Origin of the sequence: Phenylobacterium sp. (genome assembly GCF_016793225.1) — a bacterium.
Classification (GTDB): Bacteria; Pseudomonadota; Alphaproteobacteria; order Caulobacterales; family Caulobacteraceae; genus Phenylobacterium.
The window spans coordinates 106,386-119,357 of record NZ_JAEUMN010000050.1; the positions used below are offsets into that span (position 1 = coordinate 106,386).

A 12,972-nucleotide genomic window follows, 5' to 3' on the forward strand; every position below is an offset into this window, starting at 1 on the left:
CCGTCACCGGCCCGCCGCGCTGGTCCCTGCGCCCTCCTGCTGGGCCGGACGGATCGGCTCGGCCGCGCCGCCGGCGTTCGCGTGCACATAGACGGCCAGCGCCTTGATGGTCTCGGGCGAGAAGCGCGCCTCCCAGGTGGGCATCACGCCGTTGCGGCCGTTCCAGATCTGGTCGCGGATCGCGGCGCGGGTCGAGCCGAACAGCCACTCGCCGTCCGTCAGGTCGGGCACGCCGCGCGCGACGTCCCCGGTGCCGGCCGGACCGTGGCACGCGGCGCACTGGTCGGCGAAGGTCTGGCGGGCCCGGCCGACCGCGGCGGCGTCCGCCTTGCGGCGGGACAGCGCGACCACGTACTCGGTCAGGTCGTCGACCTGGCGGCCGTCCAGCATCTGGTCGCGGCCGAAGGCCGGCATGACCGTGCCGCCGCGGGCCGCGGGGTGCCCCGAACGGACGCCGACCGCGATCGTGTGCCGGATGTCGTCCAGCGAGCCGCCCCAGAGCCAGACGTCGTCCCGCAGGTTCGGGTAGCCCTTGGCCCCCGCCCCGCCCGCGCCATGGCAGGTCGCGCAGTTGTCGCCGAAGACCGACTGGCCCACCTGCATGGCGTAGGATTGCAGGTCGGGATCAGCCTCGATCTGCTGCAGGCTCGCGTTGCGAAGCTTCGCCTCGCCGGCGTGGCGTTGCTTGGCGAGCGCGCCCAGCTCGGCGGCCACCGCCGAACGGTCGGACAGGCCCAGCGTGCCGCGGGTGTAGCTAGTGATCCCGGGCCAGGCTGGCATCAGGATCCAGTAGACCACCGACCAGGCGATGCAGCCGTAGAAGACCCAGAGCCACCAGCGCGGCAGCGGCGTGTCCAGTTCCTTGATGCCGTCCCACTCGTGGCCCGTGGTTTCGGTGCCAGAGTGCTCGTCGCGTTCGCGCTCAGACATGGTCGTCGTCCTCGAGAGGAAGCTGTGCGAGGCGGCGGAACGCCTCCTTGTTGCGGGGCCAGAGCGCGTAGGCGAGGCCGCCCATGAAGATCAGGCCGAAGTAGATGGTGCCGCCCTGCTGGGCGAAGGCGGCCACCGTCTCGTAGGTGAGGCCGCTCATCTCAGGTTCTCCGGATCGGTAGCCTTGTAGGTCTTGAAGTCGACCATGGTGCCCAGGACCTGGAGGTAGGCCACGAGCGCGTCCATCTCGGTCAGCATCTCGGGGTTCCCGTCGAAGTCGCGCTGGGTGACCTTCGCGCCGTAGCGGGTCTTGAGGCCCGAGCGCTCGCCGGCGAAGGCGTCGACCTGCGTCTCCAGATCCTCGCGGGCGTTCTTCAGCTGCGCGTCGGTGTAGGGCACCCCGACCCCCCGCAGGCTCGCGAGGTGCTTCTCGATCGCCCGGTAGTCCAGCTCGCGCTTCGCCAGGAAGGCGTAGGGCGGCATGTTGGACTCCGGCACCACCGAGCGCGGGTTCGTCAGGTGGTCGACGTGCCAGCTGTCGGAGTACTTGCCGCCGACGCGGGCGAGGTCAGGCCCGGTGCGCTTGGAGCCCCACTGGAAGGGGTGGTCGTACATGCTCTCGGCGGCGAGGCTGTAGTGGCCGTAGCGCTCGACCTCGTCGCGCAGCGGCCGGATCATCTGCGAGTGGCAGACGTAGCAGCCTTCGCGGACGTAGATGTTGCGCCCGGCCTGCTCGAGCGGCGTGTACGGGCGGACGCCCTTCACGTTCTCGATGGTGCTCTCCAGGTAGAAGAGCGGGCTGATCTCGACGAGACCGCCGATCGAGACCGTGATGATGATCCCGATGATCAGCCACAGGGAGTGGCGTTCGAACCTGGCGTGATGTTTCCACATGTGCGGGGGCCCTTACTCGGCCGCTGCGAGCAGCGGGTTGGGCGCCGGCGCCGACAGGTCCGCGGTCGCGGAGCTGGGCATGCGGATCGTGCGCCACAGGTTGTAGGACATGATCACCGCGCCTGCGAGGTACATGACCCCGCCGAGGGTGCGGATGACGTTCTCGATGTGCTTGGCCGCGACGGTCTCGACGAAGGCGTTCGCGAGGTAGCCCTGCGGCGTGTATTCCCGCCACATCAGGCCTTCCATGATCCCGGAGACCCACATCGCGGCGATGTAGAGGAGGATGCCGGTGGTCGCGATCCAGAAGTGCCACTCGACGAGCGTGTTCGAGTACAGCCGGTCCTTCTTCCACAGCCACGGCACCAGGCAGTAGATCGCGCCGAAGCTGATGAAGCCGACCCAGCCGAGCGCGCCGGAGTGCACGTGGCCGATGGTCCAGTCGGTGTAGTGGCTGAGCGCGTTGACGGCCCGGATGGACATCAGCGGGCCCTCGAAGGTCGACATGCCGTAGAAGGCGATGGCGACGACCATCATGCGGACCACGGGGTCGGTGCGCAGCTTGTCCCACGCGCCGGACAGGGTCATCAGGCCGTTGATCATGCCGCCCCAGGACGGCATCCACAGCATGACCGAGAAGGTCATCCCGAGCGTCTGCGCCCACTGCGGCAGCGCCGTGTAGTGCAGGTGGTGCGGGCCGGCCCAGATGTAGATGAAGATCAGCGACCAGAAGTGCACGATGGACAGGCGGTACGAGTAGACCGGCCGCTCCACGCGCTTCGGCACGAAGTAGTACATCATGGCCAGGAAGCCGGCGGTGAGGAAGAAGCCCACCGCGTTGTGGCCGTACCACCACTGGGTCAGGGCGTCCTGGACGCCTGCGAAGGCCGAGTAGCTCTTGGTCTCGAGCAGGCCCACGGGCAGGGCCGCATTGTTCACCAGGTGCAGGATCGCGATGGTGACGATGAAGGCCAGGTAGAACCAGTTGGCCACATAGATATGCGGCTCCTTGCGCTTCCAGATCGTGCCCAGGAAGACCAGCAGGTAGGCCACCCAGACGATCGTCAGCCACAGGTCCACGTACCACTCGGGCTCGGCGTACTCGCGGCCCTGGGTGATGCCGGCCACGTAGCCGGTCGCCGCCAGCACGATGAAGAGCTGGTAGCCCCAGAACACGAACCACGGCCAGGCGCCGCCGAACAGCCGCGCCTTGCTTGTGCGCTGCACCACGTAGAAGGACGTGGCGATCAGCGCGTTGCCGCCGAAGGCGAAGATCACCGCCGAGGTATGCAGCGGGCGCAGACGCCCAAAGTTCAGCTCGGGGAACTGCGGGAAGTAGAAGATGTTGGGCCACGAGAGCTGGGCCGCGACGAGCCCGCCGGCGGCCAGGCCGGCGATCGCCCAGAACATGGTGGCGATGACGCCCGCCCGGACCACGCCGTCGTGGTAACGCGTCGGCTCGTCCTTGAAGCGGCCGTTGGCCAGCCCCACCGCCATGACCATGAAGGCGGTGACGAACGCACCGATCATGACCCAGCCGTGGAAGCGGAACGCCGGGTCGGGCGAAAACGCGGTGGCGAGGATCGCCAGAAGGGCGGCGACGCCCGTGAAGGTGAACAGGACGAGCGCGTTGAGGGGCGCATCGTCGCGTGAGACAGCAGCCTGGGTCATGGAATCCGCGGGGTGCGTATGAGAGACGCCCTCCCATGCCGCGCTGCAAAACGAGGGGCCTTGACTTCGATCAACGCCCCGCCGGCGGGGGGCTGCGACAAGGGGTCGTTCTCAGGAGCCGTCCATGCCCACGCCCGTCGTGTCCGAAGATCTGATCCTGCGCCTCGGCGTGGGACTGACTGGGGCGACACTGCTGGGAGGCTCCGCCCTGGCGGCCGATCTGGCGCAACTGCACATGGCGGCTCTCGGGACGATCTGCGGCGCCAGCACCAACCCCCATTGCGGCTGGTGCCTCGGGGCGGTGGGCCTTGCGCTCGCAGGGCTCACCGCACTGGGGTTCGCGACCGCGCCCGAGCGCGTGAGAACCCCCGAATAACTTCGAACTTCGGGTTTGCTCCAGATCAAGGCTCAGCTTGATCGGCCCTGGCATCCCTCCCCTCACGACGGCCTTAGAGCCGCGGAAAGGGGATAGACCAATGAAAGCCAAGCTGCTCGTCGCCGCTGCGCTCACGGGGGCCCTGGCGGCCGCTGGCGCGGCCCAGGCGCAGGACTTCCAGCCCAAGGAAAAGGGCACCATCATTCTCAACGTCCGGATCACCCAGGTGGACCCGGCGGGCACCGATCCGCTGACCACGCTCGCGGGTGCGGCGACCGGCCTGCGGACCGAAGCCGACTACGACGTGATGCCGACGCTGGGCCTGACCTACTTCCTCACCGACAACGTGGCGGTCGAAGCCATCGCCGGCACCACGCACCACGCCGTGCGGGCCAAGGGCGGCGCGACGAACATCAAGGTGAAGGAGACCTGGGTCCTGCCGCCGGTGGTGGCCCTGCAGTACCACTTCGCGCCCAAGGGCCGGATCAGCCCGTACGTCGGAGCCGGCGTGAACTACATGATCTTCTACGGCGGCGACAACAAGAACGGGTTCGCCTTCAAGGTGAAGGACGGCTTCGGGACCGCGCTGCAGGCCGGCGTCGACGTCGCCGCCAACGACAAGTGGCAGCTGAACTTCGACGTGAAGAAGATCTTCTTCGACACCACCGCGACCGATCGGGCGAAGGGGCTGAAGAGCAAGATCAGCCTGGACCCGTGGGTCTTCTCGGCCGGCGCGGGCTACCGCTTCTGACGGCTGCGAACCTCGCTTGCGGGGCGGCGTCCCGCCGCCCCGCCAACGTTCAGGACAGGAGATAGAGCATGCACAGCGAAGTCTCGGCCCGGCCCGCCCTCGCGGCGGTCGCCGACGCCTATCAGGGCTCGTCGCACAGCGTCGCGCTCGACTGCGACCCGAACCTGGCGGCCGACGCGCCGCAGGTGGAGGCGATGGGCTGCCTCGTGGCGGAAGCCGTCGCCGCGGCGATCGCCAACCCGCTGGGGGCCGCCGCCCACGTCTGGATCAGCCTCGCCCGCGACGGCGCGCGGCTGCGCCTTAGGGTGCGCGACGATGGGCCCGGCGTCGCGGACATCGAGGCCGACCCGCGGCGGGTCCTGATCGAGGGCCTCGGCCGGCAGCTCGGCGGCCGCGTGAAGCAGGGCAGCGCCGCGTTCGGCGGCGGCGAGGTTCTGGTCACCTTCCCGGCGACGCTCGCGGCGGCTTGATCCTCCGCAAGGCCGGATCCGGAATTCGGCCCATCCTCGATCGCAGACCGCGCAGGGAGGATTGCGATGGACCGGCTGAAGAAGAAGGTCGCCGTGGTCACCGGCGGCGCGCTCGGACTGGGGCGCGCCACGGCCATCCGCATGGCCGAGGAAGGCGCCGCCGTCGCCATCTGCGACGTGCTGCTGCCCGAGGCGAATACGCTGGCGGACGAACTGGCCGCCCGAGGCTTCGAGGCCTGCGCCTGGCGGCTGGACGTGTCGCGGGAAGGCGACGTCGAGCGCACCCTCAACGACATCGCGCGGCGCTTCGGCCGGATCGACGTCCTGGTGAACAACGCCGGCGTCGCCGGCGCCAACAAGCCCACGGACATGCTCACCGAGGCCGAGTGGGACTTCGTCCAGGCGATCAACGTCAAGGGCGTCTTCTTCTGCACCAAGCACGTGATCCCGCACCTGCGCCGCAGCGGCGGCGGCAGCATCATCAACCTGTCGTCGATCTACGGCCTGGTCAGCGCGCCCGACGTCCCGCCCTATCACGCGTCCAAGGGCGCGGTTCGGCTGATGACCAAGACCGACGCGCTCCTCTACGCGCAGGAGAAGATCCGGGTGAATTCGATCCACCCCGGCTTCATCTGGACGCCCATGGTGGAGGGCTACCTCAAGGACCAGGAGGATCCCGCCGCGGCCCGGCCCCTGGTGGACGCCCTGCACCCGCTGGGCCACATGGGCGAGCCCGACGACATCGCCTGGGGCTGCGTCTACCTCGCGTCGGACGAATCCAAGTTCGTCACCGGCGCCGAACTCGTCATCGACGGCGGCTACACGGCGCGGTGAGGGCCGTGCCCGCCTTCAGCCTCCCGACCCTGCTGCGCGCCGTGGCGCTCTGGCTCCTGCTCATGGCGGCCGAGAGCGCGCAGGGCGCGATGCGCGAGTGGCTTTTCGGACCCGACATGGCGTTCGCGGCGCGGCAGGCGGCCGTCGTGGTCGGGACAGGGGTCATCGTCCTGATCTCGTGGGTGAGCCTGAAGTGGCTGCGCCTCCGCAGCGACGCCGCGGCCCTGGCCGTCGGCGCGCTCTGGGTGGCGCTCACCGTCGCCTTCGAAGTCGCGCTCGGGCGCGCGCTTGGACTGAGCCAGGAGCGGATGCTGGAGGACTACGACCTCCTGCGCGGCGGCCTCATGCCTCTGGGCCTGCTCGCGATGGGGGCGACCCCCTTCGTGGTGCGGCGGCTGCAGGCGCGCGGCGAGGGCCGGACATGACGCCTGCGCTCTCGTAGCGTCGGGCGGCCCTGGTCCTGAGCAGGGCGCCCGTCGCAGCGGGTCCGTCAGGCCGAGCTCACGCGGTGCGGATCGCGCCCGGGCCGGCTGGGCGCGCCCGTCCGCCGCGCACTGGCGCGCACGAGCAGCCCCAGCGCCTCAACCGGCGTCAGGCGAGCCGGCTGGAACCCGCCGCCGAGCGTCGAGTCCTCCAGGAGAGCCGCCATGGCCGGGTCGTCGCGGCTCAGGCAGACGTCCCACCCGTCGAAGAGGTTGGCCAGGATCGGCTCGGAGGAGACGACCGTGAAGGGGCCGTCGGGCGGCAGGCTCGCCACGCCGCCGTAGTAGCGCTGCACCGCCTCGCGGGGTCCTTCGAGGACGTGCAGCAGTTGTCCGTCCAGCGCCAGCGCGAAGCCGCTGAGACCTTCGGGCGGCCGGGGGCTCATCAGGCGCGCGATCCCCGCAGCCGTCACACTGCCCCGGTAGATCAAGCGTTGCCGGTTGGTGGGTGACGGGCCCGCCGCGCCGTCCCGCGCGGAAGGTTCGTCGGCGACCCTGCGCCACACCCCCTCGGCGCCCGATTCCGACTCGAAGCGGATGCCCAGCGCCTCGAACGCCTCGCTGATGGCGTTCAGCGTCCTGACATTGGCGTTCACCTGGCCGCGGATGTTCTCCAGGCGCTTGATGGTCTCGACGCTCAGGCGCGTCAGCCTGGCGAGATCCGCCTGCTCCAGGCGCGCGAGCGCCCTCGCCGCCCGCAGCTGTTCGCCGCTGAACCCGATCGTACGGTACGGCATGGCGGCTACCCGCATCCGGGCGACAGGTGGCGACGGCCGTGGGCCCGGGCGATCGCCGACACCGGGCCAGGACGCCGCCTGTGTTCGTCCGAAGGATCGAGGATCGAGGCCGCGGCTGGGAATGACATCTCGTGCTCTCTGGTCGTCGGGAGACACGCCGCTCACGTCATGGACCGCCGCGTCCCTCCCGAATGGGGGGGTAAGCCAGCCCGTCTGACGCGGGCCTGGGGCACCGACCCGGCCGCTCGCGCGTCCGGCGCGCGCACGTTTCGAAGAGAGAGTCCGGCAGCTTGCGCCCAGCCCCCTCGGGTCCTCTCCCGCGCCTCTCTCGGGCGCAGTTCGCGAACCCTCTACGCACGTCGCTGCGCAACGAAGTGCGGTGATTTGGCGGTCACAGAAGGGGGCAGTTTCGCGCGGACCGCGCGGAGTCCGCGAGGTCGCGGAGCGGACCTGTGCCACAGGGGGTATCGCTGACACTCAGACTGCTTTGCCTTACACTTGGAGCGTCATTCCACCCGGGTGCGCGACAGAATGTCGCGCTGCGTGTCAGAGGGGCTCGCGCTCCCGCGTCCTGCGCGTGGACGCCGCTGGACGAACGTCGGCGGCATCCCCCTGGCGATCGCGCACGATGGTCAGGAGACCCAGCGCGGTGGCCGGCGACAGCGAGTCCGGACGGAAGCCGTCCCGCAGCGCGGGCTCGCGCGCGAACACCTCGTCGTCCGCGGCGATCACCCCGTGGCACATCGGCCAGTCCGCGAAGTTGCGGCCGGCGATCGACCGCCGCTCGACCACGGTGATGTTGCTGTGACGCGGATCGCAGGAAATGGCGCCGAACACGCGCAGGACGACGTCATCGGGCCCCTCCAGCGCCTGCAGGAACCGCCCGTCGCAAGCGAGCAGAGCGCCCGTGACTCCGCGTTCCAGGTTGCGCGGGGCGGCGACGTCGACGATCCGCGCCAGCCCGGCCTCGGTCTGGTCCCGCGGGTCGACGCAGATGCTGTGGTAGATCAGCCGGCACAGCCCACCGGAAGCGCTTGTCCGCGCCGGAGTTCGTCCCCGCCCAGGCTTCACCGGCGCGCCGCCCGGGGGCAGCCGGCAAACGCCCAGCCCGCTCTCGCATATGTCGAAGACGACGCCGAGGTCGGCGAACGCCCCCGTCAGCGCGATGACCGTTCGGCTGTTGGCCTCGACCGGACCGTGGGTACGCTCAAGTCGCTTGATCGTCTCGAGACTCAGCCCGCTGAGGCGCGCGAGCTCGGTCTGCTCGATCCGCATGAGCGCCCGCCCGGCGCGGATCTGTTCGCCCGTCAGAGCGGATCTAGCCGACCACATGGCGCCCCCCGATCACCGCGCCGGCCGTCACGGTCGGACGGGTGCGACCAGATGGCGCAACCGGCCGCGCGGACGCAACGCGTTGAATCGCGGAGCTCGGGATTCCGTGCAGCCTATTCAAGGACATACGCTTCACAGCCGTATCGCGGACCCCCTTTCGATGTTTATCGAATGGCGCGCGCGATCAACTTAGATAAGCACAAAAATACCCCTAAGGTGCACCTCGGTACCCGATATGGGTAATTACCAGATCCCATCTTCATGATATTGAGACCTAATCTCACGGATACTCAAAATGAGCTTTAGAATGCCTTTACCGTGCACCTGCGATCTACCCGAACACAGGATCGGGTCGCGCACGCCTTAGGTGTCTCCAAACCCGCCCTGACGTTCGAGAGAGGGGCAGGCATGGTGTCGAGTACCGCAGGGGCGATCGCGGCGCAGCGATCGGCTCGGGTGATGGTGGTCGACGACTCGGCGATCGTGCGTGGGCTCATCTCCCGCCATCTCGGCGCGGCGCCGGGAATCGAGGTCGTCGGCACCGCGGCCAACGGCGAGATCGCCCTGCGCGAACTGCATCGGCATCCGGTCGACGTGGTGATCCTCGACCTCGAGATGCCGGTGATGGACGGCATGACGGCCCTTCCCCGGATCCTGGCCGAGCACCCCAAGACCCGCGTGATCATCGCCTCGACGCTCAGCCTGCGGAACGCCGAGATCAGCCTGCGCGCCCTGCAGCTCGGGGCGAGCGACTACGTGCCGAAGCCCGAAGGCGGCCTGGCCAGCGCCGAGTCGTTCCACGACGAACTGGTCATGAAGATCCGGGCGCTCACCGGGGTGTCCGAACGGCGCGCCGAGGCCCGGCCGCCCCCGGCCGCGAGGCCTGCCCCCGCGCCGGCGGCGGCGACCCCGGCGCCCGCCGTCGCCGCCGTCCGCGGCCCACGCCTGAAGCCCACGGTGCTGGCCATCGGCGCGTCGACAGGGGGCCCGTCGGCGCTGACGCGCTTCTTCGAGTCCATCCGCGGCGCGATCCACCAGCCGATCCTCTTGACCCAGCACATGCCCGCGACCTTCACCTCGCTTCTGGCCGAGCAACTGTCGCGCGCCGGCCAGCGACCGTGCAGCGAAGCCCGCGACGGCGAGCCGCTGCGCCAGGGTCACTGCTACGTCGCCCCGGGGGGCTGGCACATGGTGGTGGCCCGCGAAGGCGCCATGCCGGTCATCCGCCTGAACCAGGAGCCGCCGGAGAACTTCTGCCGGCCGGCCGTGGATCCGATGCTGCGCAGCGTCGCGGCCTATTACGGACCCTCGGCGCTCGCCATCATCTTCACCGGCATGGGATCCGACGGCGCCAAGGGCTGCCAGGCGATCGCCCAGGCCGGCGGACGTTTCATTGTGCAGGACGAAGCCTCAAGCGTCGTCTGGGGTATGCCCGGCGCCGCGGCGGCGACCGGCTTGGCTGAGGCGGTGCTGCCGCTCGAGCAGATCGGCCCGTGGGCTCGCCGCATCGCTGGAGCGCCGGAATGATCGACCCCGACTACGAAAACTTCTGCCGGCTGGTCCGCGACCGCTCGGGCCTCGTCCTCACGCCCGCCAAGGCCTACCTGGTCAACAGCCGCCTCGAACCCGTCGCGCGCGGACTCGGGCTGGCCGGGGTGCCGCAGCTGCTGGCTCAGCTCCGCGCCGGCGCCGCCTCCTCGACGATCGACAGGTGCGTCGACGCCATGGCCACGCACGAGTCCTCGTTCTTCCGCGACGCCGCGCCGTTCGAGCAGCTCGCCAAGACGGTCCTTCCGCCGCTGATCGAGGCCCGGCAGCACACCAAGCTGCTCCGCGTCTGGTGCGCGGCGTGTTCCAGCGGCCAGGAGCCCTACTCGGTGGCCATGGTGCTGCAGGAGATGGGTCCGCGCTTCTCCGGCTGGCGGCTGGAGATCACCGCCACGGACATGTCGGAGAGCATCCTGCGCAAGGCGCGCGCCGGCATCTACAGCGACTTCGAGGTCCGCCGCGGCCTGTCCCCCGAGCGCCTCTCACGCTGGTTCACCCGCAAGGGCGAAGCCTGGGAGGTCTCGTCCACCCTGCGCGCCATGATCCAGTTCCGGCCGCACAACCTGCTCGCCGGGTCCAAGGGGCTGGGCGTGTTCGACGTGATCTTCTGCCGCAACGTGCTCATCTACTTCGACGTCGACCGCAAGCGGCAGGTGCTGGGCGAACTGGCCCGCGCGCTGGCGCCCGACGGCAACCTGTTCCTCGGCAGCGCCGAGACGGTGCTGGGCGTCACCTCAGACTTCGAGGGCGCGCCGGGCTCACGCGGTCTCTATCGCCTTCCGCGCCTGGTCGCCGCCGCCAAGTCGGCCTGAACCCGGCCGGGGGCGCGCCGGCGCGTCCCCGCCGTTCCTACTGCCCATGCGCCGGCGCCGACTTCGGCGGCTCCGGCGGCGCGGTCTTCGCGGCCCAAAGCAGGTAGGCCCGAAGGTCCTCGGTGGCCGCCACGTCGAAGAAGCGGCTGAAGCCCGCCATGCCGCGGTCCTTGAGCGCGCCGTCGTGCACGATCGCCTTGAAGCCGTCCGGCTCCAGGATCGCCGGCGATCGCGCCAGATTCGGGAAGTAGGGGCCCGCGCCGTGGCAGTTGGCGCAGTAGTTGGCGAAGGTGGCCGCGCCGCGGTCGGCGTCGCCTTTCGAGGGCGTGGCGAGGGCCAGGTCCAGGGGCGGCGCGTCGACGGGCGCCGGATAGGGCGGCGGCTTCGCCGTGCCGCCGAGCTTGAACACCACCAGCCGTCCCTTCTGGCGCGGCACGTCGCGGCTGCCCGCGCCGCCCGCCCCGACCATCAGGGCCAGGTACTGCTCGCCGTCGATCGCGTAGGTCGAGGCCGGCGCGATGGCGCGGGCGCCGAGGTCGTAGCTCCAGGCGGGCCTGCCGGTCGCCGCGTCGTAGGCCGTCAGCCGGCCGAGCGCGCTGTGGAACACGAGCCCGCCCTCGGTGGCCAGGATCCCGCTGGTGGCCATCTGCGGGAAGACGACGCTCCAGCGCTTCTTCTGCGCCACCGGATCCCAGGCGATGAGCTCGCCGCGTACGGGCTCCCGCTCGGCCGGCCGGTCGAGCCGCGGCCGGGTCGTGGGACCGCGCGCCGGCCGCAGCATCCCGGTGTTCCAGGCGCCGGGCGTGAACGCGAAGCTGTCGGGGTCGGCGTAGAAGCCGCGGTTGTACTGGGCCGGGATGTAGACCAGCCCCGCCTTCGGACTGAAGGCCATGGGATGCCAGTTGTGGCCGCCCAGCGCGCCGACCATCTGGTTCGACGCCGATCCGCCCAGGTAGCGCGCCCCCGGCGTCTCGACCGGCCGCCCGGTCTTGAGGTCGATCCGCTCCGCCCAGTCCACGGGCACGAACTTCTCGGCCGAGAGCAGCTGTCCGGTGCGGGCGTCGAGGACGTAGAAGAAGCCGTTCTTCGGGGCCTGCATGACCACCCGGCGGGTCTGGCCGCCGATCGGTAGGTCGGCCAGCATGATGTGCTGGGTGGCGGTGTAGTCCCAGCTCTCGCCGGGCGTCGTCTGGTAGTGCCAGACGTACTCGCCGGTGTCGGGCCGCAGGGCCACGATCGAGGCCAGGAACAGGTTGTCGCCCTGGCCGCCCGAGCGGAGCTTGTGGTTCCAGGGCGTCCCGTTGCCGACGCCCACGAAGACGAGGTCGAGGCCGGGATCGTAGGTGATCGCGTCCCAGACGGTGCCCCCGCCGCCGGTCTGCTTCCACGCCCCGTCGCTCCAGGTGGCCGCGGCCTTCTCGGCGAACACCTTGTCCGAGGCCGCGCCGTCGGGCGCGCCCTTCGGGTTGGGCGTGGTGTAGAAGCGCCACGCGAGCTTGCCGCTGGCGGCGTCGTACGCCGACACGTAGCCACGCACGCCGTATTCGGCGCCGCCGTTGCCGATCAGCACCCTGCCCTTGATCACCCGCGGGGCGCCCGTGATCGTGTAGGGCCGGGAGCGGTCGGTGGTCTGCACGCTCCAGGCGACCTCGCCCGTCCTGGCGTCCAGCGCGACGAGCCGGCCGTCGATCGTGCCCACGTAGACCCGGCCCTTCCACAGCGCGACCCCGCGGTTGACCACGTCGCAGCAGGCGTTGAAGCCGGCCTCGCCCGGCACCTTGGGGTCGTAGGCCCAGAGCCGCTTCCCGGTCTTGGCGTCGAAGGCGTAGACCTTCGACCAGGCCGTGGTGGTGTAGAGGACGCCGTCGTGCACCAGCGGCGTCGCCTCCTGGCCGCGGTCGGTGTCGAACTCGGCCCACCAGGCCACGCCCAGCCGGCCGACCGTGTTGCCGTCGATCTGCTTCAGCGGACTGAAGCGCTGTTCGTCATAGGTCCGACCGTAGGTCAGCCATTCGGCGGGGTCGGGGTTCTCGATCCGGCGGCCGTCGACACCCTGGCCGCAGCCCGACAGAGCCAGGGCCGCGCCGATCGCGGCCGCCCAACGAACCCACTGCTTCACGACGCTTCCCCCGAAG

Annotated in this window: 14 protein-coding genes; 7 read left to right on the top strand and 7 right to left on the bottom strand. The window is 70.2% G+C overall.

Going from position 1 to position 12,972, the window contains the following annotated elements:
* Positions 1-3: 3 nt before the first annotated feature.
* The 4 genes from ccoP to ccoN are packed head-to-tail and all read right to left on the bottom strand — an operon-like array spanning position 4 to position 3,354.
* Positions 4-930: a cytochrome-c oxidase, cbb3-type subunit III gene (ccoP, locus tag JNK30_RS06010; protein WP_293481113.1), complete on the bottom strand. Its 927-nt coding sequence runs from the start codon at positions 928-930 to the stop codon at positions 4-6.
* On the bottom strand, positions 923-1,090 hold the full coding sequence (locus tag JNK30_RS06015) for a cbb3-type cytochrome c oxidase subunit 3 (RefSeq protein WP_293481114.1): 168 nt from the start codon (positions 1,088-1,090) through the stop codon (positions 923-925). The genes ccoP and JNK30_RS06015 overlap by 8 nt, the downstream gene beginning before the upstream one ends.
* Positions 1,087-1,824, bottom strand: coding sequence for a cytochrome-c oxidase, cbb3-type subunit II (gene ccoO, locus JNK30_RS06020; RefSeq protein ID WP_293481116.1), 738 nt, complete (start codon positions 1,822-1,824; stop codon positions 1,087-1,089). Before ccoO ends, JNK30_RS06015 begins: the two co-directional genes overlap by 4 nt.
* Positions 1,825-1,836: 12 nt before the next feature.
* Entirely contained in the window at positions 1,837-3,354 is a 1,518-nt protein-coding gene (gene ccoN / locus JNK30_RS06025) for a cytochrome-c oxidase, cbb3-type subunit I (protein ID WP_293481177.1), read from the bottom strand.
* Between the two features lie 265 nt (positions 3,355-3,619).
* Here ccoN and JNK30_RS06030 point away from each other — a divergent pair, with 265 nt between their 5' ends.
* The 5 genes from JNK30_RS06030 to JNK30_RS06050 all read left to right on the top strand — a co-directional run bounded on the left by JNK30_RS06030 (position 3,620) and on the right by JNK30_RS06050 (position 6,351).
* Entirely contained in the window at positions 3,620-3,871 is a 252-nt protein-coding gene (locus tag JNK30_RS06030) for a hypothetical protein (protein ID WP_293481118.1), read from the top strand.
* 100 nt (positions 3,872-3,971) lie between these two features.
* Positions 3,972-4,622 carry an OmpW family outer membrane protein gene (locus JNK30_RS06035; RefSeq protein WP_293481120.1) on the top strand — a complete coding sequence of 217 codons (651 nt, stop codon included), beginning with the start codon at positions 3,972-3,974 and terminating at the stop codon, positions 4,620-4,622.
* Between the two features lie 68 nt (positions 4,623-4,690).
* A complete protein-coding gene (locus JNK30_RS06040) occupies positions 4,691-5,092 on the top strand; it encodes an ATP-binding protein (RefSeq protein ID WP_293481122.1) in 402 nt (133 codons plus the stop codon).
* Between the two features lie 66 nt (positions 5,093-5,158).
* The gene (locus JNK30_RS06045; RefSeq protein ID WP_293481123.1) at positions 5,159-5,926 is read left to right on the top strand and encodes an SDR family NAD(P)-dependent oxidoreductase; all 768 of its coding nucleotides are present in this window, start codon (positions 5,159-5,161) and stop codon (positions 5,924-5,926) included.
* Between the two features lie 5 nt (positions 5,927-5,931).
* Positions 5,932-6,351 (top strand): hypothetical protein, encoded by a 420-nt coding sequence (locus JNK30_RS06050; RefSeq protein WP_293481125.1) that lies wholly within the window; start codon positions 5,932-5,934, stop codon positions 6,349-6,351.
* 65 nt (positions 6,352-6,416) lie between these two features.
* Here the strand turns inward: JNK30_RS06050 and JNK30_RS06055 are convergent, their stop codons facing one another.
* Together JNK30_RS06055 and JNK30_RS06060 are read right to left on the bottom strand one after the other, a co-directional pair.
* A complete protein-coding gene (locus tag JNK30_RS06055) occupies positions 6,417-7,145 on the bottom strand; it encodes a helix-turn-helix domain-containing protein (RefSeq protein ID WP_293481127.1) in 729 nt (242 codons plus the stop codon).
* A 546-nt stretch (positions 7,146-7,691) separates the two neighbouring features.
* Entirely contained in the window at positions 7,692-8,477 is a 786-nt protein-coding gene (locus tag JNK30_RS06060) for a BLUF domain-containing protein (protein WP_293481129.1), read from the bottom strand.
* Positions 8,478-8,885: 408 nt separating this feature from the next.
* Between JNK30_RS06060 and JNK30_RS06065 the strand changes: the two genes are divergently transcribed.
* On the top strand, positions 8,886-10,004 hold the full coding sequence (locus JNK30_RS06065; protein WP_293481131.1) for a chemotaxis response regulator protein-glutamate methylesterase: 1,119 nt from the start codon (positions 8,886-8,888) through the stop codon (positions 10,002-10,004).
* Positions 10,001-10,837: a protein-glutamate O-methyltransferase CheR gene (locus JNK30_RS06070; RefSeq protein ID WP_293481133.1), complete on the top strand. Its 837-nt coding sequence runs from the start codon at positions 10,001-10,003 to the stop codon at positions 10,835-10,837. Before JNK30_RS06065 ends, JNK30_RS06070 begins: the two co-directional genes overlap by 4 nt.
* A 37-nt stretch (positions 10,838-10,874) precedes the next feature.
* On the opposite strand, the gene JNK30_RS06075 is transcribed toward JNK30_RS06070, so the two are convergent.
* A complete protein-coding gene (locus JNK30_RS06075; protein ID WP_293481135.1) occupies positions 10,875-12,956 on the bottom strand; it encodes a PQQ-dependent dehydrogenase, methanol/ethanol family in 2,082 nt (693 codons plus the stop codon).
* Between the last annotated feature and the right edge of the window lie 16 nt (positions 12,957-12,972).

What these genes read in the sequence shown, in the direction of transcription:
- JNK30_RS06060 (WP_293481129.1), bottom strand. Translation starts at nt 8,477, where the DNA reads ATGTGGTCGGCTAGATCCGCTCTGACGGGCGAACAGATCCGCGCCGGG.
- ccoN (WP_293481177.1), bottom strand. Translation starts at nt 3,354, where the DNA reads ATGATCGGTGCGTTCGTCACCGCCTTCATGGTCATGGCGGTGGGGCTG.
- JNK30_RS06065 (WP_293481131.1), top strand. Translation starts at nt 8,886, where the DNA reads ATGGTGTCGAGTACCGCAGGGGCGATCGCGGCGCAGCGATCGGCTCGG.
- ccoO (WP_293481116.1), bottom strand. Translation starts at nt 1,824, where the DNA reads ATGTGGAAACATCACGCCAGGTTCGAACGCCACTCCCTGTGGCTGATC.
- JNK30_RS06070 (WP_293481133.1), top strand. Translation starts at nt 10,001, where the DNA reads ATGATCGACCCCGACTACGAAAACTTCTGCCGGCTGGTCCGCGACCGC.
- JNK30_RS06040 (WP_293481122.1), top strand. Translation starts at nt 4,691, where the DNA reads ATGCACAGCGAAGTCTCGGCCCGGCCCGCCCTCGCGGCGGTCGCCGAC.
- JNK30_RS06035 (WP_293481120.1), top strand. Translation starts at nt 3,972, where the DNA reads ATGAAAGCCAAGCTGCTCGTCGCCGCTGCGCTCACGGGGGCCCTGGCG.
- JNK30_RS06045 (WP_293481123.1), top strand. Translation starts at nt 5,159, where the DNA reads ATGGACCGGCTGAAGAAGAAGGTCGCCGTGGTCACCGGCGGCGCGCTC.
- JNK30_RS06055 (WP_293481127.1), bottom strand. Translation starts at nt 7,145, where the DNA reads ATGCCGTACCGTACGATCGGGTTCAGCGGCGAACAGCTGCGGGCGGCG.
- ccoP (WP_293481113.1), bottom strand. Translation starts at nt 930, where the DNA reads ATGTCTGAGCGCGAACGCGACGAGCACTCTGGCACCGAAACCACGGGC.
- JNK30_RS06030 (WP_293481118.1), top strand. Translation starts at nt 3,620, where the DNA reads ATGCCCACGCCCGTCGTGTCCGAAGATCTGATCCTGCGCCTCGGCGTG.
- JNK30_RS06015 (WP_293481114.1), bottom strand. Translation starts at nt 1,090, where the DNA reads ATGAGCGGCCTCACCTACGAGACGGTGGCCGCCTTCGCCCAGCAGGGC.